The organism is Streptomyces sp. CA-249302 (genome assembly GCF_050936785.1).
Classification (GTDB): Bacteria; Actinomycetota; Actinomycetes; order Streptomycetales; family Streptomycetaceae; genus Streptomyces.
Map to the genome: position 1 here is coordinate 3,577,460 of NZ_JBNJMG010000001.1, position 23,391 is coordinate 3,600,850.

Sequence of the window (23,391 nt, forward strand, 5' to 3'; positions counted from 1 at the left end):
GCCGGGTGTTTGCCCGGAGTCGTGAACACCGGGCACAAGTCGGCCGTACGGGATGGTGGCGGGCCAAACGGGTCCTGAACCGAGGACCCTGCCTCCCCAGCGTGGCCCGCCAGCCAGCCACTCAGCACAGGCCTGCCACGGAAGGACCCTCGGGTGCCCGTCTTCACGCGCCTTCGTCAACAGCCGGACACATCACCCGAGATCGAGCCGGAAGAGACCACCGAGCAGGCCCCGGCCGCCCCTCGCACTCTGCGCAGCCGCCTCTCCGACTTCCGCGACCGGCATCCCACCGCCACCCGCAACACCCGCTGGACGATCACGATCCTCGCGGCCGTTCTCGTGCTCGGCGCGCTCCTGCTCCCCAACCGGATCGAGGCGCTGCACACCGACCGGTTCACCCGGATACCCGTGGAGGCCATCCTCGGAGCGGCCGTCGCACTCGCGCTGCCGCGCCGACCCCGCCTGATCGTGGCCGTGGTGTCCGGAGTGGCGCTCGGGGCGATGACGATCCTGAACCTGCTGGACATGGGGTTCCTGGAGTACCTCGGACGGGCCTTCAACGTCGTACTGGACTGGGAGTTGCTCCCCGACGCCCAGTCGTACGTCGAAGACGCGATGGGCAAGACAGTGGCAATCGCGGCAACCATCGGCGTCTTCGTCCTGATCTTCCTCCTCCTCTCCCTCATGGCGCTGGCGATGGTCCGCCTGAGCAACGTCCTGGCCCGCAACAAGCAGACGGCCACCCGCGGCACCCTGATCGCCACCGTCGTATGGGTCCTGTGCTCGGCGCTGGGACTACAGGTCTCCGGGGTACCGATCGCATCGGACCGTACGGCCGGGGCGGTGGCCATCCAGGCCCGGCGGGTGCACGACACCCTGCGGGACGAGGCCGAGTTCCAGAAGATCGCCAAGGTCGACGCCTTCGGCAACACACCGCCCAGCCAGCTGGTCCCCGACCTGCGCGGCAAGGACATGATCTTCACCTTCATCGAGAGTTACGGCCGCAGCGCGATCGAGGACCCGGTAGAGGCCCCCGGCGTGGACGCAACGCTCGACGCCCGCACCAAGGCCCTGGCCAAGGCGGGCTTCCACGCCAAGAGCGGCTGGCTCACCTCCGCCACCTACGGCGGCAGCAGCTGGCTCGGCCACTCCACCACCATGTCGGGCCTGTGGATCAGCAACCAGCAGCGCTACCGCACGCTCATGGCGAGCGACCACATGAGCCTGACCGAGGCCTTCAAGAAGACGGGTGACTGGGACACGGTCGGCATCATGCCGGGCGTACAGAAGAGCTGGCCGGAGTCGAAGTTCTACGGCCTGGACTCCTACCGCAACGCCTTCCAGATGGGCTACAAGGGCCCGAAGTTCAGCTGGTCGACGATGCCCGACCAGTACGCGCTCCAGCAGTTCCAGAACCTGGAGCACAGCAAGAAGCGCAGCAAGCCCCTGATGTCCCTGGTCATCCTGACCTCAAGTCACCAGCCCTGGGCCCCGATCCCCAAGATGGTCCCCTGGAACGACCTGGGCGACGGCTCGGTCTTCAACTCGATCCAGAAGGCCGGCAAGAACCCGTCGGACATCATCACCAGCTCCCCCAAGTCCCAGGCGGAGTACGGCAAGTCGGTCCAGTACTCGGTGACGGCCCTCACCGAATGGCTGGAGCGCTACGGCACCAAGGACACGGTCCTGGTCTTCCTCGGCGACCACCAGCCGATAGCCCGGGTCAGCGGCAACAAGGCCAGCCGCGACGTCCCGATCTCGATCGTCGCCAAGGACCCCAAGGTCCTGGACAAGATCAACGACTGGAACTGGACCGACGGCCTTCGCCCCGCGCACAACGCCCCGGTGTGGAAGATGAGCTCGTTCCGCGACAAGTTCCTGACGGCGTACGGCTCGACTCCGCACCCGAAGAAGGGGTGACACGGCAGTAGGCGGCTGCGGCCCGGCGGGGGCTGGTCGCGCAGTTCCCCGCGCCCCTGATGCGCCCCCGAAGGGGCGCATGAGCAGCCGCGTACGGCGAGAAGGGGACGGGGCGGGGGTGTCCGCCCGCAGCGGTTGGCGCGTCAACACCGTCCCCCATCCGACCAACCGATTCCGCGCCGTTCCGAGGACGGACACCCCCGCCCCGGCCCCGCCCCCCCACCCAACCGCAGGCGCTACACGAGCCCCCACCGAACCCGCACAGGCGCCGCAGGCATCGACCTCAACCCCCCGACGTGTCGAGCTCCGCATCCTCACCGATCCCCGCACAGTCGTACGGGTCCTTCAGCCAACCGTCAGGCAGCACAACCCTGTTGTTCCCGGACGTACGCCCACGCGGCCCATCCGCCCCCACCGGCCACGGCTGATCAAGGTCCAACTCGTCCAGCCCCGCCCGGAGTTCCGCCAGAGACGAAGTGATCGCCAGCCGCTTGCGCATCTCGCTCCCGACCGCGAACCCCTTCAGATACCAGGCGACATGCTTACGGAAGTCGACAACACCCTTCGACTCGTCGCCGATCCACTCCCCGAGCAACGCCGCATGCCGGACCATGATGTCGGCAACCTGGCGCAGAGAGGGCTTCAGGGTCTCCTGTTCCCGGCCTTCGAACGCGGCCACCAGGTCCGCGAAGAGCCACGGACGGCCCAGGCAGCCACGGCCGACGACGACTCCGTCGCAGCCGGTCTCGCGGACCATCCGCAGCGCATCCCCGGCCGACCAGATGTCCCCGTTCCCCAACACCGGAATCTCCGGCACGTGCTCCTTCAACCGAGCGATGGCCTCCCAGTCGGCCGTACCCCCGTAGTGCTGCGCAGCCGTACGCCCATGCAACGCGATCGCCGTAACCCCCTCCTCCACCGCGATACGCCCGGCGTCGAGGTACGTGATGTGATCGTCGTCGATCCCCTTGCGCATCTTCATCGTGACCGGCAACTCCCCGGCCCCCGAAACGGCCTCCCGCAGAATCGCCCGGAGCAGGTTCCGCTTGTACGGCAGCGCAGACCCGCCCCCCTTCCGCGTGACCTTCGGCACAGGGCACCCGAAGTTCAGGTCGATATGGTCGGCCAGCCCCTCCTCCGCGATCATGCGGACGGCCTTGCCGACAGTCGCCGGATCGACGCCGTACAGCTGAATCGACCGCGGCTTCTCACTCGCGTCGAAGTGGACCAGCTGCATGGTCTTCTCGTTGCGCTCGACCAGCGCCCGAGTAGTGATCATCTCGCTGACGAACAGCCCCTTGCCCCCACTGAACTCTCGGCACAAGGTCCGAAAGGGAGCATTCGTGATCCCGGCCATGGGCGCCAGGACAACGGGCGGACTGACAGCATGCGGACCGATCCGCAAGGGAGACAAGGGCGTGGACATTGCCCCATCATCGCGCACCAACAGCGATCATGTACCAACCATTAGTTAGCGGCACTATTAGTTAGACACACTATCGAAGTCGGCGTACGCTGGACCGCATGCCCGAGCTCAGCCCCCGCCGACGCCTCCTGGTCCTAGCGATCTGCTGCATGAGCCTGCTGATCGTGAGCCTCGACGTCACCGCCCTGAACGTCGCCCTCCCGTCGATGCAGCACGAACTCGACGCCACCACGTCGGGTCTCCAGTGGACGATCGACGCGTACACACTGGTGCTGGCCTCGCTGCTGATGCTGGCCGGCTCCACCGCGGACCGGATCGGCCGCAAGAAGGTCTTCATGGCGGGCCTGGTGGTCTTCTCCCTGGGCTCGCTGCTCTGCTCCCTCGCCCCCAGCCTCGACGCACTGATCGTCTTCCGGATGCTCCAGGCAATCGGCGGCTCGATGCTCAACCCGGTGGCGATGTCGATCATCACGAACACGTTCACGGACGCACGTGAGCGCGCACGGGCGATCGGCGTGTGGGGTGCGGTCGTCGGCATATCGATGGCGGCGGGCCCGCTCGTCGGAGGCGCGCTGGTGGAGTCGATCGGCTGGCGCTCGATCTTCTGGGTCAACATCCCGGTGGGCCTGACAGCACTGCTCCTCACCCTCCGCTACGTCCCCGAGTCCCGCGCCCCCAAGGCCCGCCGCCCCGACCCGGTAGGCCAGTTCCTGGTCATCGCGCTGTTCGGCTCTCTGACGTACGGGATCATCGAGGCGCCGGCCTCGGGGTTCACCTCGGTCCTGCCGTTCGCGGTGATCGCCGCGGCCGCACTGGCGGGACTGCTGTGGTACGAGCCTCGCCGCGACGAACCCCTCATCGACCTGCGGTTCTTCCGCTCGGTGCCGTTCAGCGGGGCAACCGTCATCGCGATCGGCGCGTTCGCCTCACTCGGCGGTTTCCTGTTCCTGTCGACGCTGTATCTCCAGAACGTACGAGGGTACGACGCGCTCCACGCGGGGCTGTGGATGCTGCCCATGGCGGTGCCGATGTTCCTGTGCGCGCCGCTGTCCGGACGACTGGTCGGCAGTCGCGGACCGCGGCTGTCCCTGGTCATCGCGGGAGCGACGATGACGGCGAGCGCGATACTCTTCGCGGCGTTCGACGCGGAGTCGTCCGACGTCACGCTGTTCCTGGGGTACGTCGTGTTCGGGATCGGGTTCGGGTTCGTGAACGCGCCGATCACCAACACGGCCGTCTCGGGGATGCCACGCGCCCAGGCCGGCGTCGCGGCCGCCGTCGCCTCCACGAGCCGGCAGTTGGGGCAGACGCTCGGGGTCGCCGTCGTGGGGGCGGTGCTGGCCTCCGGCGTGGGGTCGTCGTCGTACAAGTCGGCGTTCGAGTCGGCTGCCGTGCCGGCCTGGTGGATTCTCGTGGGCTGCGGGGTCGTCGTGCTTGTGCTCGGCGCGTTGACGAGCGGACGGTGGGCTCGGAAGACGGCCGAACGTGCGGCCGATCAGCTGGAGTCCCCGGAGGTACGCCAAGCCGCAGGGGTCAACGCGTAGTTCGGCTCAGGGCGTTGCCCTCTCCAGCGCTATACGGTGCAGCCGCTCCAACCGCTCCCGGGACTGCTCGTCCGCCGGCGCATACGTGACCATCCGCGGCCCCAACTCCGGCCCCAGCCACAGATCGGTGTGATCGACGGTCACCCGCCCGACATACCGGTTGTCGAACTCCTTCCGCTTCGTGCTCGGCGCGATCACCTCATGCCGGTCCCACACCTCGCAGAACTCCGCCGACTCCGCCCGCAGCCGCTTCAGCAGCATCTTCCAGGCGGGCTCGGCGAGATGCCCCGCCATCGCCGCACGGAACCGCGCGGCCATCATCCGCTGGGCGTCCTGCAGATGCACGATCGAGGACTGCCACTCGGCGTTCGTGTAGGAGAGAACCAACGCGTTGCGGTCCTGCGGCGGCACCGCGTCCATGTCGCACAACAGCAGCCCGTACGTGCGGTTGTGGGCGAGGATGTCGTACCGGCTGTTCTGCACGCTCACCGGCACCGGATCCAGCTGCGCCAGCAGCGCCCGCACCGCCGGAGTGATCGAAGGGCACGTGGTGGCCGGCGTCGGGTCGATCTGGCCGGCCAGCTGGAAGAGATGGGCGCGCTCCCCCGGATCAAGGAACAAGGCGCGAGCCAGGGCGTCCAGGACCTGGACGGAGACCTGGATGTCCCGGGCCTGTTCGAGCCACGTGTACCAGGTGACCCCGACCGCGGCGAGCTGTGCGACCTCCTCGCGGCGCAGACCGGGCGTGCGGCGCCGGCGGCCGCGCGGCAGGCCGACCTGTTCCGGGGTGATGTGCTCACGACGGTGCCGGAGGAACCCCGCGAGCTCATGCCGCCGGATCGAACCGGCAGCGTCCCGGCTCACCACCGAACCGGCCACGTCCCTGCTCACCGGGGTACCAGTACCACGTACTGCCTGCTCCTGGGCCATCGTCACCATGCCTCCAGCCTGCCTCCCCACGGACCCTGTTTCCAGGTAGTGGTTCTACCAGGATAAGAAGACTCTGGTACCAGCCTGGGAACGGGCGCACGCTCGTAGGCGTGACCGAAACCATCACCTCGCGCACCACCGCCCGCTCCCCGGCGACCCCACCCACCCTCGGCGGCCTCGGACTGTTCACCGTGCTGCTCGCCGCCGCACTCCCCCTCATCGACTTCTTCATCGTCAACGTGGCCCTGCCGACGATCGGCAGGGACCTCCACGCGAGCGAGTCCGTGCTCGAACTCGTCGTCGCCGGTTACGGGTTGGCGTACGCCGTCCTCCTGGTCCTCGGCGGCCGGCTCGGCGACCTGTTCGGGCGGCGCCGCTTCTTCCTCGGCGGCATGGCGGCCTTCGGCCTGACCTCGCTGGCGTGCGGGCTCGCGCCGAGCGCCTGGACCCTGGTCGCGGCGCGGGTCCTCCAGGGTGCCGCGGCGGCCGCGATGCTGCCGCAGATCCTCGCCACCATCCAGTCGGCCACCGCGGGCCCGCGCCGGGCCAGGGCGATGGGCCTGTACGGCGCCACGGCGGGCCTGTCCATGGTCGCCGGGCAGATCCTCGGCGGGGTCCTGGTGGCCGCCGACATCGCCGGCACCGGCTGGCGCTCGGTCTTCCTGGTGAACGTCCCGGTTGTCGTCGTAGGCCTCGTCCTGGCGGCCCGAGCCGTCCCCGAGACCCGCTCCCAGCACCCGGAGCCGGTCGACGGCCCCGGCACCGTCCTGCTGACCGCGGCCCTGCTCGCCCTGCTGGCCCCGCTCACCGAGGGCCGGACGGCGGGCTGGCCGCTGTGGACGTGGCTGTCGCTGGCGGCGTTCCCGTTCCTGGCGGCCGCCTTCTACCTGGTCGAACGCCGGGAGGACCGGCGCGGCCGTACCCCCCTCGTCCCGCCGAGCCTGTTCCGGCTGACCTCCCTGCGGCGCGGGCTGGTGATGATCCTGCCGTTCTCGGTCGGGTTCAGCGGATTCATGTTCGTGATCGCGGTGGCCCTGCAGCGGGGCGCCGGGCTGGGCCCGGTCCCGGCAGGGATGGCGCTGGCCCCGATGGCGGTCGTGTTCTTCTTCGTCTCGCTGGCCGGCCCGCGCCTCGTCGCCCGCTACGGCACCCGGATCGTGACGGCCGGCGCGCTGCTCCAGGCGGCCGGCGTCGGCCTGATGGCCCTCGCGGCCTGGCGGGCCTGGCCGGACCTCGGCTTCGTCGAGCTGCTCCCCGGAGCCGCCCTCGCCGGAGCGGGCCAGGCGCTCCAACTCCCCATCATCTTCAGGGTGGTGCTGTCCGAGGTGGAGCCCGCGCGGGCCGGCGTCGGCAGTGGCGTGATGATGACGACCCAGCAGTCGGCCCTCGCCCTCGGCGTCGCCGCTCTCGGCACCCTCTTCCTCTCCCTGGTCCCGCACCTGGGCATGCGCGACGCGCTGGTCGTCACGCTCCTCACCCAGCTGGGCTGCGTGGCCCTGACCGGCCTGCTGAGCCTGCGGCTGCCGAGGACGATCGGCTGAGCGGAGTTCACCTGACGTCTTGCGAGGATGCCCCGGCGTTCACGTCGGGGTGGGGGTACCTCCCACTTGCGGGGGAGAAGCGCATCCTGTGGCAGCGACGCGCAGTGTCGCCGCATTCCGGCTCCTGGCACGGAGTGCCGATCGCGAAGGCCCGGCGGAGCCGGGGTGAAGGCGAACGCGTGTGCGCGTGATCGCTGGCAGGGGTGATCGTGGCGTGAAGTGCGGGCAGGTGTGCGGGTCTCGCTCGTATGGTCGTTTCCGGTGAGGGGCGCATGACCGGAACAGCGGCCCGGGCGGGGGTGGGGACGTGGCGGCCAGGACGGCAACAGGCGGTGAGGGCGTGGGGTGTGCCCGCTTCACCTACCGGTTGCGGGTATCGGCAACCGCTGAGGCGGCGCTGGGCGCGGAGTGGGGCCGGTGCCGGTGGATCTGGAACGAGGCCGTAGCCCAGTCGATCGCCGTCCACCAGCACAACGTCGCGCATCCGCAGGACAAGCAGACGTGTGGTCCGGCCCAACTGGACAAGATGCTCACCCAGGCACGGGCCGTGACCCCGTGGCTGCGGGCGGGCAGTTCGGTGCCGCAGCAGCAGATGATCCGGGATTTCGGGAAGTCCCGCACCAAGGCGCTCAAGGACGTCATGGAGCGGCGGCCGATGCGGCAGCGGGCCGGGATGCCGGGCTTCAAGAAGAGGCACGAGACGCGCCCGAGCCTGAACTACACCCGGCGCGGCTTCCAGTTGAAGGATGACGGCCGGCTGCATCTGGCGGGCGGCGTCGTGCTGACCGTGGTGTGGTCGCGTCCGCTGCCCGCCGCCCCGTCCAGCGTCCGCGTCTTCCAGGACAGTCTCGGCCACTGGTACGCGAGCTTCGTGATGCCCGCCGCCGTCGAACCGCTGCCGGCAACGGGCGCAGTGATCGGCGTTGACTGGGGTGTGCGGGAGATCGCCACCACCACCTCCGATCCGCACGATCTACCGCATCCCGAGCACGGCAAGAAGGCCACGGCGAAGCTGTCCCGATACGACCGGATGATGGCCCGCCGCAAGCCGAAGAAGGGACAGCCCGCCTCGCGCGGCTACCGGGCCGCGAAACACCTGCGCGCCAAGGCACACAAGAAGGTCGCCCGGCAGCGCGAGGACACCGCCCGCAAGTGGGCCAAGCAAGTCACCCGGGATCACGACGTGCTCGCGGTGGAGGACTTCAAGCCCAAGTTTCTGGCCAAGTCGACCATGTCGAAGAAGGCCACGGACGCCGCCATCGGCGTCACCAAGCAGGCCCTGCTCCACATGGCCCGCAAGCACGGCAGGATCGTGCATCTGGTCCATCCCACATGTACCACGATGGACTGCGCAGAGTGCGGTGCGAGAACCAAGCACCAACTCCCGCTGGGCGTGCGCACCTACACCTGCACCGCGTGCGGACACGTCTCGCCCAGAGACAAGAACTCCGCGCGCGTGATGCTCGTCAGGGCGGGTTTGAGCCCTGCTGGTGCCGAGGGCACAAGACCGGACGGAACGCGGTTCCGCCCGGCAGCCTGAGCCAGGAATCCCCTCCCCCTCAAGGGAGGGGAGCATTCAAGGATTGGATAACTCGCCGTGCAGATTCTCCTGTTGATGTTGTTCTTGCTGCACACTCCAAGCCGGAGGCGAGGTTTCATGCTGCAGATCAACACGAGCAAGGTGAGCCGCTGGGACCAACACGGCCGCGAACACGTCGTCCAGGTGCTGCGCAGAGGCCCGCAGCGCACGATCAGATGCAACACGTGCGGCTGGCGCAAGGGGGCGCAGTTTCTGCCCTGGCTGAAAGCGGAGGAGCATCTCGCCGAGGCCCACCAGGCGACGGTGTACCCGTCGGACGCCTAGGACACCCCTAGGCCCGCAGGCCGCGCATCAGTAGATCCACCAGGGCCTCGAACTCCCCCAGCACGCCCGGTCGTTCCCACTCCTTGGCGTAGCCCGGGTCGTGGAAGCAGGCGGTGGCCTGGAAGAGGGCGCGGGCGGCGGTCTCCGGGTCCTCGACCGCGAAGGTGCCCGCCCGCACGCCGGCCCGCAGGATCTCGGTCAGCTGGCCGGTCAGCTCGGCGAGGTGGCCGGACACCACCTCGCCGGCGTCCTCGGCCAGCACCGAGTAGGTCGCGAAGAGTTCGGGATCGCCGCCCGCCTTGCGGCGCTTGGCGGCGAAGAGCGCCGCGAGCCACTCGCGCAGCCGCGCCTCCGGGTCGCGTTCGGTGGCACCGGCGATCTCGGCCAGCAGCTCCGTCGTCAGGTCCAGCCAGCGCTTGGTCACCGCCTCCCGCAGCGCGGCCTTCGTCCGGAAGTGCCGGTAGACGCTGCCGTGACTGACGCCGAGCGCACGCGCCACGTCGACCACGGTGGCCTTCGCGGGGCCGTGGCGGCGCAGCACTTCCTCGGTGGCGGCGAGGATGCGCTCGGCGGTCAGGGCTTCGCTGGTGGCAGGCATGTCTAGACGGTACCCGGCACCACGATCAGCGTTCGCTGTCGAGCATGGCCATCTGCGCGGGGGCGTACCGCTCACCGGCCGCCGCGTCCGCGGGTACGGCGGCCTCGATGGCGGCGAGGTCGGCCGCGTCCAGGGTCACGTCCAGGGCGCCGAGGGCCTCGCCGAGCCGCTCGCGGGTGCGGGCGCCGACCAGCGGCACGATGTCCTCGCCCCTCGACAGCACCCAGGCGATGGCGATCTGGGCGACGGAGACGCCCTTCTGCTCGGCGACCTTGCGCAGGGACTCGACCAGGGTGAGGTTGTGCCGGAGGTTGTCGCCCTGGAAGCGGGGGGTGTGCGCCCGGAAGTCGTTCGCGCCGAACCCCTGGTCGGCGGTGACATGGCCGGAGATCAGCCCGCGGGAGAGCACGCCGTACGCGGTGACGGCGATACCCAGTTCGCGCAGGGTGGGCAGGATCTCCCGCTCGGGGCCGCGGGAGATGAGCGCGTACTCGATCTGGAGGTCGGCGATCGGGGCGGTGGCGGCTGCCCGGCGGATGGTCTCGGCGCCGACCTCGCTCAGGCCGATGTGGCGGACGTACCCCTGCTCGACGAGTTCCGAGATGGCGCCGACGGTCTCCTCGATCGGCACGTTCGGGTCTAGCCGGGCGGGGCGGTAGACGTCGATGTGGTCGACGCCGAGGCGCTGGAGGGAGTAGGCGGCCCAGGTCTTCACGGCGGACGGGCGGGTGTCGTAGCCGAGCCAGGCGCCGTCCGGGCCGCGGTGGGCGCCGAACTTCACGCTGGTCAGCGCGTTCTCCCGGAGGGCGGCCGGGGCGGTGCGCAGGGCCTCGGCGATCAGCAGTTCGTTGTGGCCCATGCCGTAGAAGTCGCCGGTGTCGAGCAGGGTCACGCCGGCTTCCAGGGCGGCGTGGATGGTGGCGATGGACTCGGCACGGTCCGAGTCGCCGTACATACCGGACATGCCCATGCAGCCGAGGCCGAGGGCGGCGACCCGGGGGCCGGTGGTTCCGAGGTTTCGCGTCTGGATCGTCATGACGTTCACCCTGCCATGACAGCTGACAGATTTCAATATCTGTCATTCCAACTTTCCTCATCATGGTCCAGACCTATTGACGAGAGGTCTGGACCACGAGCACTGTCATGCCTACGACACCTCACCGCACCCCCACCGGGAGGCCTCGCATGATCCGTCGCACCCTGAGCCTGCTCGCGGCCACGCTCGCGACCGCCTGTCTCACCCAACTCCCCGCCGCCGCCCCCGCGTCCGCCGCCGACACCTGCGCCGTGAAGTCGAAGCCCGCCGGCAAGGTCCTCCAGGGCTACTGGGAGAACTGGGACGGCTCCGCCAACGGCGTCCACCCGCCCTTCGGCTGGACCCCCATCACCGACTCCCGTATCGCCGCGCACGGTTACAACGTGATCAACGCGGCCTTCCCGGTCATCCGCTCGGACGGGACGGCCCTGTGGGAGGACGGCATGGACAGCGGGGTGAAGGTGGCCACCCCCGCGGAGATGTGCGCGGCCAAGGCGGCCGGCCAGACGGTCCTGCTGTCGATCGGCGGCGCGGCGGCGGGCATCGACCTCAACTCCACCGCCGTGGCGGACAGGTTCGTCGCGACGATCGTGCCGATCCTGAAGAAGTACAACTTCGACGGCATCGACATAGACATCGAGACGGGCCTGGTCGGCAGCGGCAGCATCGGCCAACTCTCCACGTCCCAGGCCAACTTGATCCGCATCATCGACGGGATCCTGGCGCGGATGCCGTCCGGCTTCGGTCTCACGATGGCCCCGGAGACGGCGTACGTCACCGGCGGCGGCATCACCTACGGCTCGATCTGGGGCGCGTACCTGCCGATCGTCAAGAAGTACGCCGACAACGGCCGCCTGTGGTGGCTGAACATGCAGTACTACAACGGCAGCATGTACGGCTGCTCCGGCGACTCCTACTCGGCCGGCACCGTCGCCGGCTTCACCGCCCAGACCGACTGCCTCAACAAGGGCCTGGTCGTGCAGGGTACGACGGTCAGGGTGCCGTACGACAAGCAGGTACCGGGCCTGCCCGCGCAATCGGGCGCGGGCGGCGGCTACATGTCACCGTCCCTGGTCTCCCAGGCCTGGAAGCACTACGGCACCTCCCTCAAGGGCCTGATGACCTGGTCGATCAACTGGGACGGCTCGAAGAACTGGACCTTCGGCGACAACGTGAAGTCCCTGCAGGGACGTTAACGGGCCGTCAGGGCGAGCTTCGCGCCCAGCGCCACGAACGACCCGGCGAAGCCGCGCCGCAGCCACGTCATCACGCGCGGCCGTGAGGTGACGTGGCTGCGGACCGAGGCCGCGAGGACGCCGTACCCGGCGAAGACCACGAAGGTCGCCAGCATGAAGACGCCGCTGAGGCCCAACATCCTTGGCAGGGCGTGCGGTTGGGCCGGGTCGACGAACTGCGGCAGGAACGCGAAGAAGAAGATCGTCAGCTTGGGGTTGAGGAGGTTCACCAGCACGCCCCGCACGATCACGCGGCGCGCGGAGACGGGCGCGGACTCCCGTTCGACGTCGATCACCGTCCGGTCCCGCGCGGTCGCCCACGCCATGTAGAGCAGGTAGGCGACACCGGCGTACTTGACGATCCGGAACGCGGTGGCGCTCGCGTTCAGCAGCGCGGCCATCCCGGTGACGGTGGCCAGGATGTGCGGCACGATCCCGAGCGTGCAGGCGAAGGCGGCGACCACGCTCGCGCGCCGGCCCCGGGAGAGTCCGGCGGCGAGGGTGTAGACGACGCCGGTGCCCGGGGTGGCGACGACGACGAGGGTGGTGAGGAGGAAGGCGAGGCTCATGCGGCCAGCCTTTCGTGGCCGCGCCGCGGGATACAGGGCCAATCGCCCGCCGAACTCGGGGACCAATGGGCGCCACTCCGTTGGACAGCGCCGACCCTCGCTCGGAGAATTGGAAGTGTCGGCGAGCAGCCTCCCCGGCGGCGCCTGCCGTCGGCCTCGCGGTACTCCGCGCCGCCCGAGGAGGCGCGCCATGACCGTCCGCATCGGCACCTTCAACACGGAGAACCTGTTCCGCCGGCCCACGGCGTTCCGCCTGGCCGACCCGGCGAAGCGCGAGGAAGTCCTCGGCGACTTCGCCCAGTTGGTCGGCCTCCTCGACCACGCGGTGTACACGGACCAGGACAAGCAGGAGATCGCGCGGATCGTCGAGAAGCACCGGGCGTACGACATCGACCCGAAGAACCCTCCGCCGATCTACGTCAACCAGTCCCGCCCCGGCAAGGACTCCGGGCTGTTCAAGACGACCGGCACCGGGAAGAACACCCGCGTCGAGGTCACCGCCAAGGGCCGTGCCGCATGGTCCGGTTGGGCCGAACTGGGGCAGGACGACCTCGATCTGGACGTGGTGCGCAACACCGGCCGCGTGGTCTCGGAGGTCGACGCCGACATCCTGCTCACCGCGGAAGTCGAGGACCGGCTCACCCTGGAACGCTTCAACACACAGGTCCTGGCCGGGGCGCTCGGCAGGCGGCCGTACCCTTACAACCTGCTGATCGACGGCAACGACCCCCGGGGCATCGACATCGGGATCCTCAGCCGGCACCCGATCACCTCCGTGCGGTCCCATATCTTCGACACCGACCCGGAGCGCCCCGAGGACCGCCTCTTCAGCCGGGACTGCCCCGAGTTCGAGATCAGGCTCGACGGCACGCCCCTGGTGATCCTCGGCAACCACCTGAAGAGCAAGTTCCACGACGATCCGGAGTTGCGGCTGGCCCAGGCGAAGCGGGTCGCGGAGATCTACCGGGCCGCGCTGGAGCGCTCCCCGCACGTCATGGTCGCCGGGGACCTCAACGACGACCCCGACAGCGAGGCGGCCGCGGTGCTGCGGGACACCGGTCTGCGCGACGTGATGAGTCACCACTCCTACCGTGGCGTGCCCGGCACCCACGGTGAGTGCAGGAGCGAGCGCGACAAGCTCGACTACCTGCTGCTCCCGCCGCCGCTGTGGCAGGAGGTGCAGCACGTCGGCCTGGAGACCCGCGGGATCTTCGCGGACGGCATCAAGTCCTTCGACACCGTGACGTCGAAGACCAACGCGGCGTCCGACCACGCGGCCCTCTACGTGGACCTGGACCTGTAGACACGACGGTGCCGGGCCCCCGGAGGGACCCGGCACCGGTGGCGAGGAAGGTCAGGCGCCGATCAGGCGGCCCGCGAGGTAGCCCTCGATCTGATCCAGCGACACGCGCTCCTGCTTCATCGAGTCGCGCTCGCGGACCGTCACCGCGTTGTCGTCCAGGGTGTCGAAGTCGACGGTCACGCAGAACGGCGTACCGATCTCGTCCTGGCGGCGGTAGCGGCGGCCGATGGCGCCCGCGTCGTCGAAGTCGATGTTCCAGTTCTGCCGCAGCGCCTGGGCGAGACCCTTGGCCTTCGGGGACAGCTCCGGGTTGCGGGACAGCGGGAGCACCGCGACCTTCACCGGCGCCAGGCGGTGGTCGAGGCGCAGCACCGTGCGCTTCTCCATCTTGCCCTTGGCGTTGGGGGCCTCGTCCTCGATGTAGGCGTCGAGGAGGAAGGCGAGCATCGCGCGGCCGACACCGGCCGCCGGCTCGATGACGTACGGCGTCCAGCGCTCGCCGGCCTCCTGGTCGAAGTAGGAGAGGTCCTGGCCGGAGGCCTTGGAGTGCGCGCTGAGGTCGTAGTCGGTGCGGTTGGCGACACCCTCCAGCTCGCCCCACTCGTTGCCGCCGAACTGGAAGCGGTACTCGATGTCGGCGGTGCGCTTGGAGTAGTGGGAGAGCTTCTCCTTGGGGTGGTCGTACCACCGCATGTTCTCTTCACGCAGGCCCAGGCCGGTGTACCAGTTCCAGCGCTGCTCCATCCAGTACTCCTGCCACTTCTCGTCCTCGCCCGGCTTGACGAAGAACTCCATCTCCATCTGCTCGAACTCGCGGGTGCGGAAGATGAAGTTGCCGGGCGTGATCTCGTTGCGGAAGGACTTGCCCATCTGCGCGATGCCGAACGGCGGCTTGCGGCGCGAAGTGGTCTGCACCTGGGCGAAGTTGGTGAAGATGCCCTGCGCGGTCTCCGGGCGCAGGTACGCGATCGAGCCGCTGTCCTGGGTCGGGCCGAGGTGGGTGGAGAGCAGGCCCGAGAACTGCTTGGGCTCGGTGAACTGGCCCTTGTTGCCGCAGTTGGGGCAGTTGACGTCCGCCAGGCCGTTCTCCGGGAGCCGCTTGTGCTTGGCCTCGTAGGCCTCCTCCAGGTGGTCCGCGCGGAACCGCTTGTGGCAGGAGGTGCACTCGGTCAGCGGGTCCGTGAACGTGGCGACGTGACCGGAGGCCACCCAGACCTCCGGGGCCAGGATGACGGACGAGTCGATACCGACCACGTCCTCGCGCGACGTCACCATGTAGCGCCACCACTGGCGCTTCAGGTTCTCCTTGAGCTCGACACCCAGCGGCCCGTAGTCCCAGGCGGCCCGCTGACCGCCGTAGATCTCACTACAAGGGAATACGAAGCCACGGCGCTTGCTCAGGCTGACGATGGTGTCGATCTTGTCGGCGGCCACGGTGCTCTCTTCATTACGACGGTGGGCGAGCGAATGCTTCAGGGTACCGGCGGGGCCTCCCCCTCAATCAAATCGGTTCGCGACCGACCCTTTGCAGAGGGTTTATTGACAACGGTTTCCATGTTTGATGAAAATGACTGTCATGAACGTACGACGACAGCACATATCCGGGGTGGCCGTGGCAGCCGTCACCGCCCTCGGCCTCGGCACGCTCTCCGCCTGCTCCACCGACAGCGCCGCGGCCGACACCGGAAAGTTCGACGTCGTCGCGTCGTTCTACCCGATGGCCTACCTCGCCGAGCAGATCGGCGGCTCGCACGTCCACGTCACCAGCCTCACCCAGCCCGGCCAGGAGCCGCACGACCTGGAGATCAGCGCCAAGCAGACCGCGCAGCTCCAGGAGTCAGACGCGGTCCTCTACCTCAAGAACCTCCAGCCCTCCGTCGACGACGCGGTGGCCCAGTCCGAGGTCAAGACGAAGATCGACGCCGCCTCCCTCACCTCGCTGGAGAAGCACGGCAACGAGGTCGGCGGCCACGCGAGCGAGAGCGACCACTCCGAGAACGAGGAACTGGCCGGCCTCGACCCCCACATCTGGCTCGACCCGGTGCGCTACGCCCAGGTCGCCGAGGGCGTCGGCAAGGCCTTCGAGAAGGCCGACCCGAAGAACGCGGCCGACTACAAGACGAACACCGCCGCCCTGGTGAAGAAGCTGGACGCGCTCAACACCCGGTTCAAGGACGGGCTCGCGAACACCAGGACCAAGGTCTTCATCACCACGCACGCCGCCTTCGGCTACCTCGCCGAGCGCTACGGCCTGACCGAGGAGGCCATCAACGGCCTCGACCCCGAGTCGGAGCCGAGTGCCGCCCGGGTCAAGGCACTTGAGAGCATGGCCAAGGCCGACGGCGTCACCACCGTGTTCTACGAGACGCTCGTCAGCGACAAGACCGCGAAGACCATCGCCGCCGACTCCGGACTGAAGACGGACGTCCTCGACCCGATCGAGGGCATCACCGCCAAGTCCCGCGGCAAGGACTACTTCTCGGTCCAGGAGGCCAACCTCAAGGCGCTGCAGACGGCACTGGGAGAGAAATGACTTCGGAGGACGGCATGAGTGCCTTGGGCGAGCCCGTCATATCCCTGCGCGGCGTGACCGCCGAGCTGGGCTCGCGCCCCGTCCTGCGCGGAATCGACCTCACCGTGTCCCGCGGTGAGGTCGTCGCGCTGCTCGGCGCCAACGGCTCCGGCAAGTCCACGGCGATCCGGACGATCATCGGGCAGGTCCCGGTGAGCGGCGGGGAGATCGAGCTGTTCGGGACGGCGCGGCGACAGTTCCGGGACTGGCGAAGGGTCGGGTACGTCCCGCAGCGCACGACGGCCGCGGGCGGGGTGCCGGCGACGGTGACCGAGATCGTGTCGTCGGGCCGGCTGTCGCGCGCCCGCTTCGGCGTCCTGCGCAGGGCGGACCACGCGGCCGTGCGCCGGGCCCTGGAGCAGGTCGGCATGGCCGACCGCGCGAAGGACTCGGTGAACGCCCTCTCCGGCGGCCAGCACCAGCGGGTGCTGATCGCCCGCGCGCTCGCCGCCGAACCCGAACTCCTGATCATGGACGAGCCGATGGCGGGCGTGGACCTGGCCAGCCAGGAGGTGCTCGCGCGCACGCTCAGGGAACAGGTGGCACAGGGCGCGACGGTCCTGCTCGTCCTGCACGAACTCGGGCCGCTGGAGCCCCTGATCGACCGCGCGGTGGTGCTCCGCGACGGCTGCGTCCTGCACGACGGTCCGCCCCCGCGGGCGCTCGGCCAGCACGCCCTGCCGGGTCATGACCACGTACATCCCCACGAGCCCACGCCCGTGCGCACCGGACTGCTGAGCTGAAGGACCCGTCATGGATTTCCTCGACTACGCCTTCATGCAGCGGGCCCTGCTCGCCGCCGTCCTCGTCGGCATCACGGCCCCGGCGATCGGCATCTACCTCGTCCAGCGCCGCCAGGCCCTGATGGGCGACGGCATCGGCCATGTCGCGATGACGGGCGTCGGCCTCGGCTTCCTGCTCTCCACCTCCCCGGTCTGGATGGCGACGGCCGTCTCGGTCCTCGGCGCTGTCCTCATGGAGCTGATCCGCTGGTACGGCAGGACCCGCGGCGACATCGCCCTCGCGATGCTCTTCTACGGCGGTATGGCCGGCGGCGTGATGTTCGTCAACCTCGCGCCCGGCGGCTCCAACGCCAACCTGACCTCGTACCTCTTCGGCTCGTTGTCGACGGTCTCCGAGTCGGACGTCACGGCGATCTGTCTGCTGGCGGGCTTCGTGGTGCTGGTCACCCTCGGGCTGCGGCGGCAGCTGTTCGCGGTGAGCCAGGACGAGGAGTTCGCGCGGGTGACGGGTCTGCCGGTGCGCGCCCTGAACCTGTTGACCGCCGTCACCGCCGCGGTGACGGTGACGGTCGCGATGCGGGTGGTGGGCCTGCTGCTGGTGAGCGCGCTCATGGTCGTACCGGTGGCGGCGGCGCAGGCGCTGAGCCGGAGCTTCGCGGCCACCTTCGCGATCGCGGTCGCCATCGGCGTCACCGTCACCATCGGCGGCACCGTCACCTCGTACTACCAGGACGTCCCGCCCGGCGCGACGATCGTGCTGCTGACCATCGGGGCGTTCATCGTGCTGACGGCCCTCGCGACCCCGCTGGCCCGCCGCCGGGCCCGGGCCGCGGCCGCCGCGCGGCCCGCCGGGGATCCCGCCGAGTGCGCGATTCCGGCCAGTAGGGAGGCCGACGGGAAGGTCGGCGTCTGACCGCCCACAGTCCGGGCTGGCACAATGTCCGGGCAGGCGCAGACGTGAGGAGACAACGGTGACGACCGCTGGACCGCCCGTGAAGGGCCGTGCCACCCGGCAGCGTGCCGCCGTGGCGGCGGCGCTCGACGAGGTCGACGAGTTCCGCAGCGCGCAGGAACTGCACGACATGCTCAAGCACAAGGGCGACTCGGTCGGCCTGACCACGGTCTACCGCACCCTCCAGAACCTCGCCGACGCGGGCGAGGTCGACGTGCTGCGCACCTCCGACGGCGAGTCGGTGTACCGCCGCTGCTCCACCGGCGATCACCACCACCACCTGGTCTGCCGCGTGTGCGGCAAGGCGGTGGAGGTGGAGGGTCCGGCCGTGGAGAAGTGGGCGGAGGCGATCGCCGCGGAGCACGGGTACGTCAACGTGGCGCACACGGTGGAGATCTTCGGTACGTGCGCGGACTGCGCGGCGGCCGGGAGCTGACGCCGCTCAGACGCGGGTGAGGTTGCGGTCGAGGATCTCGCGCAGGCGGTCGGCGTCTGCGGGGTCGGCGAGGCCGCGCTTGGGGAGCACGGTGAAGCTGCGGGCGTACCTGTCGTCGCTGTAGGTGTAGAACGCGTCCTGGGTCTCCCGATAGCGGGGCTGTGGGGCCCAGTTGAGCGTCGTGGTGCTGTTGTCGGTGGCCATCGTGAACCCGGCATCCGTCACGGTCACGCGGAAGGTGCCGTTGCGGGCGGCGAGTTTGAGGAACGCGCGGGCCTGGAGCCAGGGTGCGAGAAGCAGCAGCGACGCGGCCACGGGAACGCCGATCAGCAGAGGCCACACGGGATCCGCCCGCCCCACCACCGACAGGGAGGCGTTCAGCACGAAGCCGATCGCCGCGCCACCGGCGGCCCACTTCCGCCCCCGCCCTCGGTGTATCAGCCGGTTGCGCTCCCGCAGTACCCCCGTGAAGTCGCCCATGACCGGGTCATACGTCATCTCGACCACGCCCTGCCCGGCGTCCCGCCCCATGTCCATGACCATGAGGCGGGATCGTACAGCCACACGTCAGCTCCGGCCGAAGCACTTCTCCAGCTCGTCCAGCGCGTAGAACTTGCTGCCCTTCGAGACCGGCGTGCAGCCCGCCTTGAAGGCCGTCTCCTTCTCGTTGTAGAGCATGCGGACCAGGTACTGGTCGCCCTTCTTGAACACGTCCCACTGGATGTTGGAGCCCAGCGGGGCAACGTCCGCGCCGCGCCACGAATTGTTGGCGTAGGTGTACGGGACGCCCGCCGTCGCCGCCTTCGTGCTGCCCGGCAGGCCCATCAGCGCGGCCAGCGGGATGATCTCCTCGGCGTGGGTGAAGCGGAGTTCGGCGCCGAGGGTGCTGGTGCCGGCCTTCTTGGCCTCGACCTGCTTGAAGAAGTCGTCGAGCAGGACGTCCGCCATCTTGTACGTGATGTCGCTGTCCGAGAAGCCGGGGCCCTTCTCGTAGAAGTCCTCGGCGTCGGACAGATACCCGAACCAGTCGGCGTCGGAGTGGGAGATGTAGCGCTCCATGCCCCAGCCCTTGCCGCTCGGGCTCTCCTCGCTCATCGCCGGGGCGATGGCGTACAGGTTGTAGACCGCGGTCGCGGCGGCCACCTGGTCGTCGCTGCTGAGCTGGTCGACGAAGTCGGCGGTGAACAGCCTGCGCAGGACGCTGTACGCGGCCTTGTGCGTCTTCGGCTGGTCGGTGATCGACTTCAGGGTCGCCGTGAGGCGCTGGTCGTTCGCGATGTAGTCGCGGTAGGCCGCGCCGCCCGCGGCCTTGTGGAAGTACAGGAGGTCCTTGTCGGTGCGGGTCGCGCCGATCAGGGAGGTGAGGTCCGGGTCGGCCTTCGCGAGGGCGCCCGCGTACAGGTTGGCGCTGTCGACCGCGCGCCCCTGGCCGGAGCTGACGACGTCGATCTTCTCACCGCCCGCGGCGATGGACTTGAAGAGGGTGGGGAGACGGTCGGCCATGCGGGTCGCCGTGTCCTGGATCTCCTGCTTGCCGCGGGCGCTGAGGTCGCCGTACCCGACCTCGGCCATCGCGTCGAGCAGCGCCTGCACCTTGGGGCCGAACTCGGCGCCCTTGCGGGTGAGTTGGTCCGCCGTCCGTGCCTTGTTCCACAGGGCGAGGACCAGGTCGCCGTCCTCGCTGTCGGTCGCCGAGCGCGAGCCGTGGCGGGAGACGTTCTCCGTGAAGACGGGGGTGAAGCCGGCGGGCGCCTTCTGGTAGGTGCGGGCGCTCTGCTCGGCTTCGTACGTGGCTTTCGTGCCGTAGCTGTCGCGGTGCGCGAGCTGGTCCGCGGCCTGGGAGGGCACGGCCGCGGCCAGCAGGGTGCACAGGGCCAGGGCGGAGGTGACGGGGGTGACTCGCTTCATGGCCGGATCGTCAACGATCTCCATGAATCCCCGGTAGCCGCCAGATGGCCGCTCGGAGCCCCGCTACGAGCCTTCCGGCCTGCCCCGCATCGCCGCCTCCATGGCGATCAGCTCCTCGTTCGGCACCGCGCCGCCGAAGCGACGGTCGCGGGAGGCGAACTCGACGCAGGCCCGCCACAGGTCACGGCGGTCGAAATCCGGCCACAGGACGTCCTGGAAGACCATCTCGGCGTAAGCGCTCTGCCAGAGCAGGTAGTTGGAGGTGCGCTGCTCGCCGCTGGGCCGCAGGAAGAGGTCCACGTCCGGCATGTCCGGGTAGTACAGGTACTTCGCGAGGGTCTTCTCGGTGACCTTCGAGGGGTCGAGCCGGCCCGCCTTCACGTCCTCGGCGAGGGCCTGCGCGGCGTCCGCGATCTCGGCCCGGCCGCCGTAGTTCATGCAGAAGTACAGGGTGAGGAGGTCGTTGTCCTTGGTCTGCTCCTGGGCGACCTGGAGCTCCTTGGCGACCGACTTCCACAGCTTGGGCATGCGGCCCACCCAGCGCACCCGGATGCCGAGTTCGTCGAGGGTGTCACGGCTCTTGCGGATGAAGTCGCGGTTGAAGTTCATGAGGAAGCGGACCTCGTCGGGCGAGCGCTTCCAGTTCTCGGTGGAGAAGGCGTAGAGGGAGATGTTGCGGACGCCCATCTCGATGGAGCCCTGGAGGACGTCGACCACGCGCTCGGCGCCGACCTTGTGGCCCTCCGTGCGCGGCAGGCCGCGCTCCTTCGCCCACCGGCCGTTCCCGTCCATGACGATCGCCACGTGGTTCGGGACGAGCTCACCCGGGAGCTTCGGCGCGCGGGCGCCGGACGGGTGCGGCTCCGGCGTCTTGTACTCGCGGCGCTGACGCCCCAGGATCCCGCGTACGACCATGTGCTTCTCGTCTCCTCTTCCAGCCTCTTGAAGCGATTACTTCTCTACGTAACGAAGCGAACGCAGCCCGCGTTCCAGATGCCAGTGCAGGTACGCGGAGACCAGCCCGCTCCCCTCCCGGACATGCCGCGGCTCGCACGCGTCCGCGGTCTCCCAGTCTCCCGTAAGCAGCGCGCCGAGGAGTTCCAGGGTCTGCGGCGAGGGTACGACGCTGCCGGCGACCCGGCAGTCGACGCAGACGGAGCCCCCGGCGGCGACCGAGAAGAACCGGTTCGGACCGGGCATTCCGCACTTGGCGCAGTCGCTGAAGCTGGGGGCATAGCCGTTGACGGCGAGCGACCGCAGCAGGAAGGCGTCGAGGACGAGGTGCGGGGCGTGCTCCCCACGGGCCAGCGTCCGCAGCGCCCCGACCAGCAGCAGGTACTGCTGCACGGCCGGCTCGCCCTCGTGGTCGGTGAACCGCTCGGCGGTCTCCAGCATGGCGGTGCCGGCGGTGTAGCGCGCGTAGTCGCTGACGATTCCGCCGCCGTACGGCGCGATGGTCTCGCTCTGCGTACAGAGCGGCAGCCCCCGCCCGATCAGCTCGCTCCCCCGCGCGAAGAACTGCACGTCGACATGGGAGAAGGGTTCGAGCCGCGCCCCGAACTTGGACTTGGTGCGACGCACCCCACGGGCCACGGCCCGTACCCGCCCATGGCCGCGAGTGAGCAGCGTGATGATGCGGTCGGCTTCCCCGAGCTTCTGGGTCCGCAGGACGATGCCGTCATCCCGGAAGAGACTCATCGCGTACCCCCGCGGGCTTTCGGCCGGGGGGCCGGGGAGTGCCCCCCGGGGCAGCACAGCATGATGCGGTCCGCCTCACCCGGCTTCTGGGTGCGCAGCACGATGCCGTCGTCGCGGAACAGGCTCATGGGGCCATTCTCGCGTACCGGTGGGGTCAGCGGGGGCGGTCGGGGTGGCTGATGGTGTCCCAGGGGGCCAGGTTCCAGGGGCTGGCGGCGTTCGCCGGGTCGAGCAGGGCGCGCAGGTGGGCGTCGGCGATGGCCTGCGGGGCGGGGAGGTCGGGGTCCCCGGCGCCCTGGAGGCCGTCGCGCCAGACCTGCCGGCCGAGCAGGTAGTGGTCGGCGTACTCCCGCCAGGAGGCGTACGTCCGCACGACCGACGGCACGATGTTCTTCAGCGCGGTCCAGGCGTCGGCCTCGCCGATCAGCCCGCAGCCGAAGCCGCGCCGGGCGATGTCCACGTACAGCGCGGCGTCCCAGGCGAGCGGCGCGACACCGAAGAGCTGCTGGGCGCGGGCCCGGTAGCCGCTGCGGGAGAGGTCGTCGAGCCGGTCCACCAGTTCCTTGCGCGAGGTGATCTCCCACTGCTCGGCCAGCCAGCCGCGGGCGGTCTCGTCGTCGATGCGGGTGAACGGGTACAGCGTGGTCCGCGAGGCCGTGCGGTCCCGGCTCACCGGCGCGCTCAGCGACACCATCCACAACTGGTGCGTGCTGAGCGGGACGGGATACCGCTTGGTGGCCCTCGGCCGCAGCCGGCTCCGTATGTTCCACAGACCCATGCGGCCGCACCCTATACGTCAAGGCACCTCGCCCCGGCTGCGCGCGTTGGCGTACGCGGTCGCCGCGCTCAGCCGCTCGGCCGGCGAGGCACCCCGTACGACGCCGGGCTCGGCGTCCCACTCCCGGCCGCCGCCGTACGGTCTGAGTTGGACGTACGGCCCTTCATGGCCCATGACGATGCCGACCTTTCCGGTGCGGGTGTCCACTACATGAGTGCCGACGGGGGGTTTCATTTCTTCTCCTTTACGACCCCCACGGTGTTCCCCTTTCTTTTTGAGTTTCACGCTTCGCATCTCCGTCGCGGACCGCTCCGCCTACACTCGGCAGGAGTCTGTGC

24 protein-coding genes are annotated in these 23,391 nt (G+C 69.5%); 11 read left to right on the forward strand and 13 right to left on the reverse strand.

Annotated elements, in window-relative coordinates:
- Nucleotides 1-153: 153 nt before the first annotated feature.
- On the forward strand, nucleotides 154-1,920 hold the full coding sequence (locus ACQEWB_RS16045) for a CDP-alcohol phosphatidyltransferase (protein WP_432831405.1): 1,767 nt from the start codon (nucleotides 154-156) through the stop codon (nucleotides 1,918-1,920).
- Nucleotides 1,921-2,203: 283 nt separating this feature from the next.
- On the opposite strand, the gene dusB is transcribed toward ACQEWB_RS16045, so the two are convergent.
- Nucleotides 2,204-3,346 carry a tRNA dihydrouridine synthase DusB gene (gene dusB / locus ACQEWB_RS16050; RefSeq protein ID WP_432843845.1) on the reverse strand — a complete coding sequence of 381 codons (1,143 nt, stop codon included), beginning with the start codon at nucleotides 3,344-3,346 and terminating at the stop codon, nucleotides 2,204-2,206.
- Between the two features lie 98 nt (nucleotides 3,347-3,444).
- Between dusB and ACQEWB_RS16055 the strand changes: the two genes are divergently transcribed.
- A complete protein-coding gene (locus tag ACQEWB_RS16055) occupies nucleotides 3,445-4,890 on the forward strand; it encodes an MFS transporter (protein WP_432831407.1) in 1,446 nt (481 codons plus the stop codon).
- Nucleotides 4,891-4,896: 6 nt separating this feature from the next.
- Here ACQEWB_RS16055 and ACQEWB_RS16060 read toward each other — a convergent pair whose 3' ends face one another.
- The gene (locus ACQEWB_RS16060) at nucleotides 4,897-5,829 is read right to left on the reverse strand and encodes a helix-turn-helix transcriptional regulator (protein ID WP_432831409.1); all 933 of its coding nucleotides are present in this window, start codon (nucleotides 5,827-5,829) and stop codon (nucleotides 4,897-4,899) included.
- Between the two features lie 101 nt (nucleotides 5,830-5,930).
- On the opposite strand from ACQEWB_RS16060, the gene ACQEWB_RS16065 reads away from it, so the two are divergent.
- The 3 genes from ACQEWB_RS16065 (at nucleotide 5,931) to ACQEWB_RS16075 (ending at nucleotide 9,225) form a co-directional block, all read left to right on the forward strand.
- Entirely contained in the window at nucleotides 5,931-7,361 is a 1,431-nt protein-coding gene (locus ACQEWB_RS16065; RefSeq protein WP_432831411.1) for an MFS transporter, read from the forward strand.
- 307 nt (nucleotides 7,362-7,668) lie between these two features.
- Nucleotides 7,669-8,901 carry an RNA-guided endonuclease InsQ/TnpB family protein gene (locus ACQEWB_RS16070; protein ID WP_432831413.1) on the forward strand — a complete coding sequence of 411 codons (1,233 nt, stop codon included), beginning with the start codon at nucleotides 7,669-7,671 and terminating at the stop codon, nucleotides 8,899-8,901.
- A 117-nt stretch (nucleotides 8,902-9,018) separates the two neighbouring features.
- Nucleotides 9,019-9,225 carry a hypothetical protein gene (locus ACQEWB_RS16075; RefSeq protein ID WP_432831415.1) on the forward strand — a complete coding sequence of 69 codons (207 nt, stop codon included), beginning with the start codon at nucleotides 9,019-9,021 and terminating at the stop codon, nucleotides 9,223-9,225.
- 7 nt (nucleotides 9,226-9,232) lie between these two features.
- Here ACQEWB_RS16075 and ACQEWB_RS16080 read toward each other — a convergent pair whose 3' ends face one another.
- Complete coding sequence (locus ACQEWB_RS16080; protein ID WP_432831417.1) at nucleotides 9,233-9,823, reverse strand: TetR family transcriptional regulator; 591 nt, start codon at nucleotides 9,821-9,823, stop codon at nucleotides 9,233-9,235.
- A gap of 25 nt (nucleotides 9,824-9,848) precedes the next feature.
- Nucleotides 9,849-10,859 (reverse strand): aldo/keto reductase, encoded by a 1,011-nt coding sequence (locus ACQEWB_RS16085; RefSeq protein ID WP_432831419.1) that lies wholly within the window; start codon nucleotides 10,857-10,859, stop codon nucleotides 9,849-9,851.
- Between the two features lie 149 nt (nucleotides 10,860-11,008).
- Here ACQEWB_RS16085 and ACQEWB_RS16090 point away from each other — a divergent pair, with 149 nt between their 5' ends.
- Complete coding sequence (locus ACQEWB_RS16090) at nucleotides 11,009-12,055, forward strand: chitinase (RefSeq protein WP_432831421.1); 1,047 nt, start codon at nucleotides 11,009-11,011, stop codon at nucleotides 12,053-12,055.
- Here the strand turns inward: ACQEWB_RS16090 and ACQEWB_RS16095 are convergent.
- Nucleotides 12,052-12,663: a LysE family translocator gene (locus ACQEWB_RS16095; RefSeq protein ID WP_432831423.1), complete on the reverse strand. Its 612-nt coding sequence runs from the start codon at nucleotides 12,661-12,663 to the stop codon at nucleotides 12,052-12,054. The genes ACQEWB_RS16090 and ACQEWB_RS16095 overlap by 4 nt on opposite strands.
- A gap of 190 nt (nucleotides 12,664-12,853) precedes the next feature.
- On the opposite strand from ACQEWB_RS16095, the gene ACQEWB_RS16100 reads away from it, so the two are divergent.
- Nucleotides 12,854-13,966, forward strand: coding sequence for an endonuclease/exonuclease/phosphatase family protein (locus ACQEWB_RS16100; RefSeq protein WP_432831425.1), 1,113 nt, complete (start codon nucleotides 12,854-12,856; stop codon nucleotides 13,964-13,966).
- A gap of 51 nt (nucleotides 13,967-14,017) precedes the next feature.
- Here ACQEWB_RS16100 and ACQEWB_RS16105 read toward each other — a convergent pair whose 3' ends face one another.
- Nucleotides 14,018-15,400, reverse strand: a complete 1,383-nt coding sequence (locus ACQEWB_RS16105; protein WP_432831427.1) for a glycine--tRNA ligase — start codon at nucleotides 15,398-15,400, stop codon at nucleotides 14,018-14,020.
- 142 nt (nucleotides 15,401-15,542) lie between these two features.
- Here ACQEWB_RS16105 and ACQEWB_RS16110 point away from each other — a divergent pair, with 142 nt between their 5' ends.
- Genes ACQEWB_RS16110 through ACQEWB_RS16125 form a run of 4 tightly spaced genes read left to right on the forward strand, consistent with a single transcriptional unit; the run spans nucleotide 15,543 to nucleotide 18,669 of the window.
- Entirely contained in the window at nucleotides 15,543-16,499 is a 957-nt protein-coding gene (locus ACQEWB_RS16110) for a metal ABC transporter substrate-binding protein (protein WP_432831430.1), read from the forward strand.
- Nucleotides 16,496-17,281: a metal ABC transporter ATP-binding protein gene (locus tag ACQEWB_RS16115; protein WP_432831432.1), complete on the forward strand. Its 786-nt coding sequence runs from the start codon at nucleotides 16,496-16,498 to the stop codon at nucleotides 17,279-17,281. The genes ACQEWB_RS16110 and ACQEWB_RS16115 overlap by 4 nt, the downstream gene beginning before the upstream one ends.
- A 10-nt stretch (nucleotides 17,282-17,291) precedes the next feature.
- Entirely contained in the window at nucleotides 17,292-18,194 is a 903-nt protein-coding gene (locus tag ACQEWB_RS16120) for a metal ABC transporter permease (RefSeq protein ID WP_432831434.1), read from the forward strand.
- A 58-nt stretch (nucleotides 18,195-18,252) separates the two neighbouring features.
- Nucleotides 18,253-18,669, forward strand: coding sequence for a Fur family transcriptional regulator (locus ACQEWB_RS16125; protein ID WP_432831437.1), 417 nt, complete (start codon nucleotides 18,253-18,255; stop codon nucleotides 18,667-18,669).
- Between the two features lie 6 nt (nucleotides 18,670-18,675).
- Here the strand turns inward: ACQEWB_RS16125 and ACQEWB_RS16130 are convergent, their stop codons facing one another.
- From ACQEWB_RS16130 to ACQEWB_RS16160, 7 genes are all read right to left on the reverse strand, one after another.
- Nucleotides 18,676-19,233: a hypothetical protein gene (locus ACQEWB_RS16130; RefSeq protein ID WP_432831439.1), complete on the reverse strand. Its 558-nt coding sequence runs from the start codon at nucleotides 19,231-19,233 to the stop codon at nucleotides 18,676-18,678.
- Between the two features lie 3 nt (nucleotides 19,234-19,236).
- Nucleotides 19,237-20,577, reverse strand: a complete 1,341-nt coding sequence (locus ACQEWB_RS16135) for a histidine-type phosphatase (protein WP_432831441.1) — start codon at nucleotides 20,575-20,577, stop codon at nucleotides 19,237-19,239.
- A gap of 63 nt (nucleotides 20,578-20,640) precedes the next feature.
- Nucleotides 20,641-21,492: an isoprenyl transferase gene (locus ACQEWB_RS16140; protein WP_432831443.1), complete on the reverse strand. Its 852-nt coding sequence runs from the start codon at nucleotides 21,490-21,492 to the stop codon at nucleotides 20,641-20,643.
- Nucleotides 21,493-21,528: 36 nt separating this feature from the next.
- Entirely contained in the window at nucleotides 21,529-22,275 is a 747-nt protein-coding gene (gene recO, locus ACQEWB_RS16145; RefSeq protein ID WP_432831445.1) for a DNA repair protein RecO, read from the reverse strand.
- Nucleotides 22,272-22,403, reverse strand: a complete 132-nt coding sequence (locus tag ACQEWB_RS16150) for a hypothetical protein (RefSeq protein WP_432831447.1) — start codon at nucleotides 22,401-22,403, stop codon at nucleotides 22,272-22,274. The genes recO and ACQEWB_RS16150 overlap by 4 nt, the downstream gene beginning before the upstream one ends.
- A gap of 26 nt (nucleotides 22,404-22,429) precedes the next feature.
- Complete coding sequence (locus tag ACQEWB_RS16155; protein WP_432831449.1) at nucleotides 22,430-23,053, reverse strand: DUF1266 domain-containing protein; 624 nt, start codon at nucleotides 23,051-23,053, stop codon at nucleotides 22,430-22,432.
- A gap of 18 nt (nucleotides 23,054-23,071) precedes the next feature.
- Nucleotides 23,072-23,287 carry a hypothetical protein gene (locus ACQEWB_RS16160; RefSeq protein ID WP_432831451.1) on the reverse strand — a complete coding sequence of 72 codons (216 nt, stop codon included), beginning with the start codon at nucleotides 23,285-23,287 and terminating at the stop codon, nucleotides 23,072-23,074.
- Nucleotides 23,288-23,391 lie beyond the last annotated feature (104 nt).

Coding starts and splice junctions, on each gene's coding strand:
- dusB (WP_432843845.1), bottom strand. CDS start 3,346: ATGTCCACGCCCTTGTCTCCCTTGCGGATCGGTCCGCATGCTGTCAGT.
- ACQEWB_RS16055 (WP_432831407.1), top strand. CDS start 3,445: ATGCCCGAGCTCAGCCCCCGCCGACGCCTCCTGGTCCTAGCGATCTGC.
- ACQEWB_RS16060 (WP_432831409.1), bottom strand. CDS start 5,829: ATGGTGACGATGGCCCAGGAGCAGGCAGTACGTGGTACTGGTACCCCG.
- ACQEWB_RS16075 (WP_432831415.1), top strand. CDS start 9,019: ATGCTGCAGATCAACACGAGCAAGGTGAGCCGCTGGGACCAACACGGC.
- ACQEWB_RS16080 (WP_432831417.1), bottom strand. CDS start 9,823: ATGCCTGCCACCAGCGAAGCCCTGACCGCCGAGCGCATCCTCGCCGCC.
- ACQEWB_RS16085 (WP_432831419.1), bottom strand. CDS start 10,859: ATGACGATCCAGACGCGAAACCTCGGAACCACCGGCCCCCGGGTCGCC.
- ACQEWB_RS16090 (WP_432831421.1), top strand. CDS start 11,009: ATGATCCGTCGCACCCTGAGCCTGCTCGCGGCCACGCTCGCGACCGCC.
- ACQEWB_RS16095 (WP_432831423.1), bottom strand. CDS start 12,663: ATGAGCCTCGCCTTCCTCCTCACCACCCTCGTCGTCGTCGCCACCCCG.
- ACQEWB_RS16100 (WP_432831425.1), top strand. CDS start 12,854: ATGACCGTCCGCATCGGCACCTTCAACACGGAGAACCTGTTCCGCCGG.
- ACQEWB_RS16110 (WP_432831430.1), top strand. CDS start 15,543: ATGAACGTACGACGACAGCACATATCCGGGGTGGCCGTGGCAGCCGTC.
- ACQEWB_RS16115 (WP_432831432.1), top strand. CDS start 16,496: ATGACTTCGGAGGACGGCATGAGTGCCTTGGGCGAGCCCGTCATATCC.
- ACQEWB_RS16120 (WP_432831434.1), top strand. CDS start 17,292: ATGGATTTCCTCGACTACGCCTTCATGCAGCGGGCCCTGCTCGCCGCC.
- ACQEWB_RS16135 (WP_432831441.1), bottom strand. CDS start 20,577: ATGAAGCGAGTCACCCCCGTCACCTCCGCCCTGGCCCTGTGCACCCTG.
- ACQEWB_RS16140 (WP_432831443.1), bottom strand. CDS start 21,492: ATGGTCGTACGCGGGATCCTGGGGCGTCAGCGCCGCGAGTACAAGACG.
- recO (WP_432831445.1), bottom strand. CDS start 22,275: ATGAGTCTCTTCCGGGATGACGGCATCGTCCTGCGGACCCAGAAGCTC.
- ACQEWB_RS16150 (WP_432831447.1), bottom strand. CDS start 22,403: ATGAGCCTGTTCCGCGACGACGGCATCGTGCTGCGCACCCAGAAGCCG.
- ACQEWB_RS16155 (WP_432831449.1), bottom strand. CDS start 23,053: ATGGGTCTGTGGAACATACGGAGCCGGCTGCGGCCGAGGGCCACCAAG.
- ACQEWB_RS16160 (WP_432831451.1), bottom strand. CDS start 23,287: ATGAAACCCCCCGTCGGCACTCATGTAGTGGACACCCGCACCGGAAAG.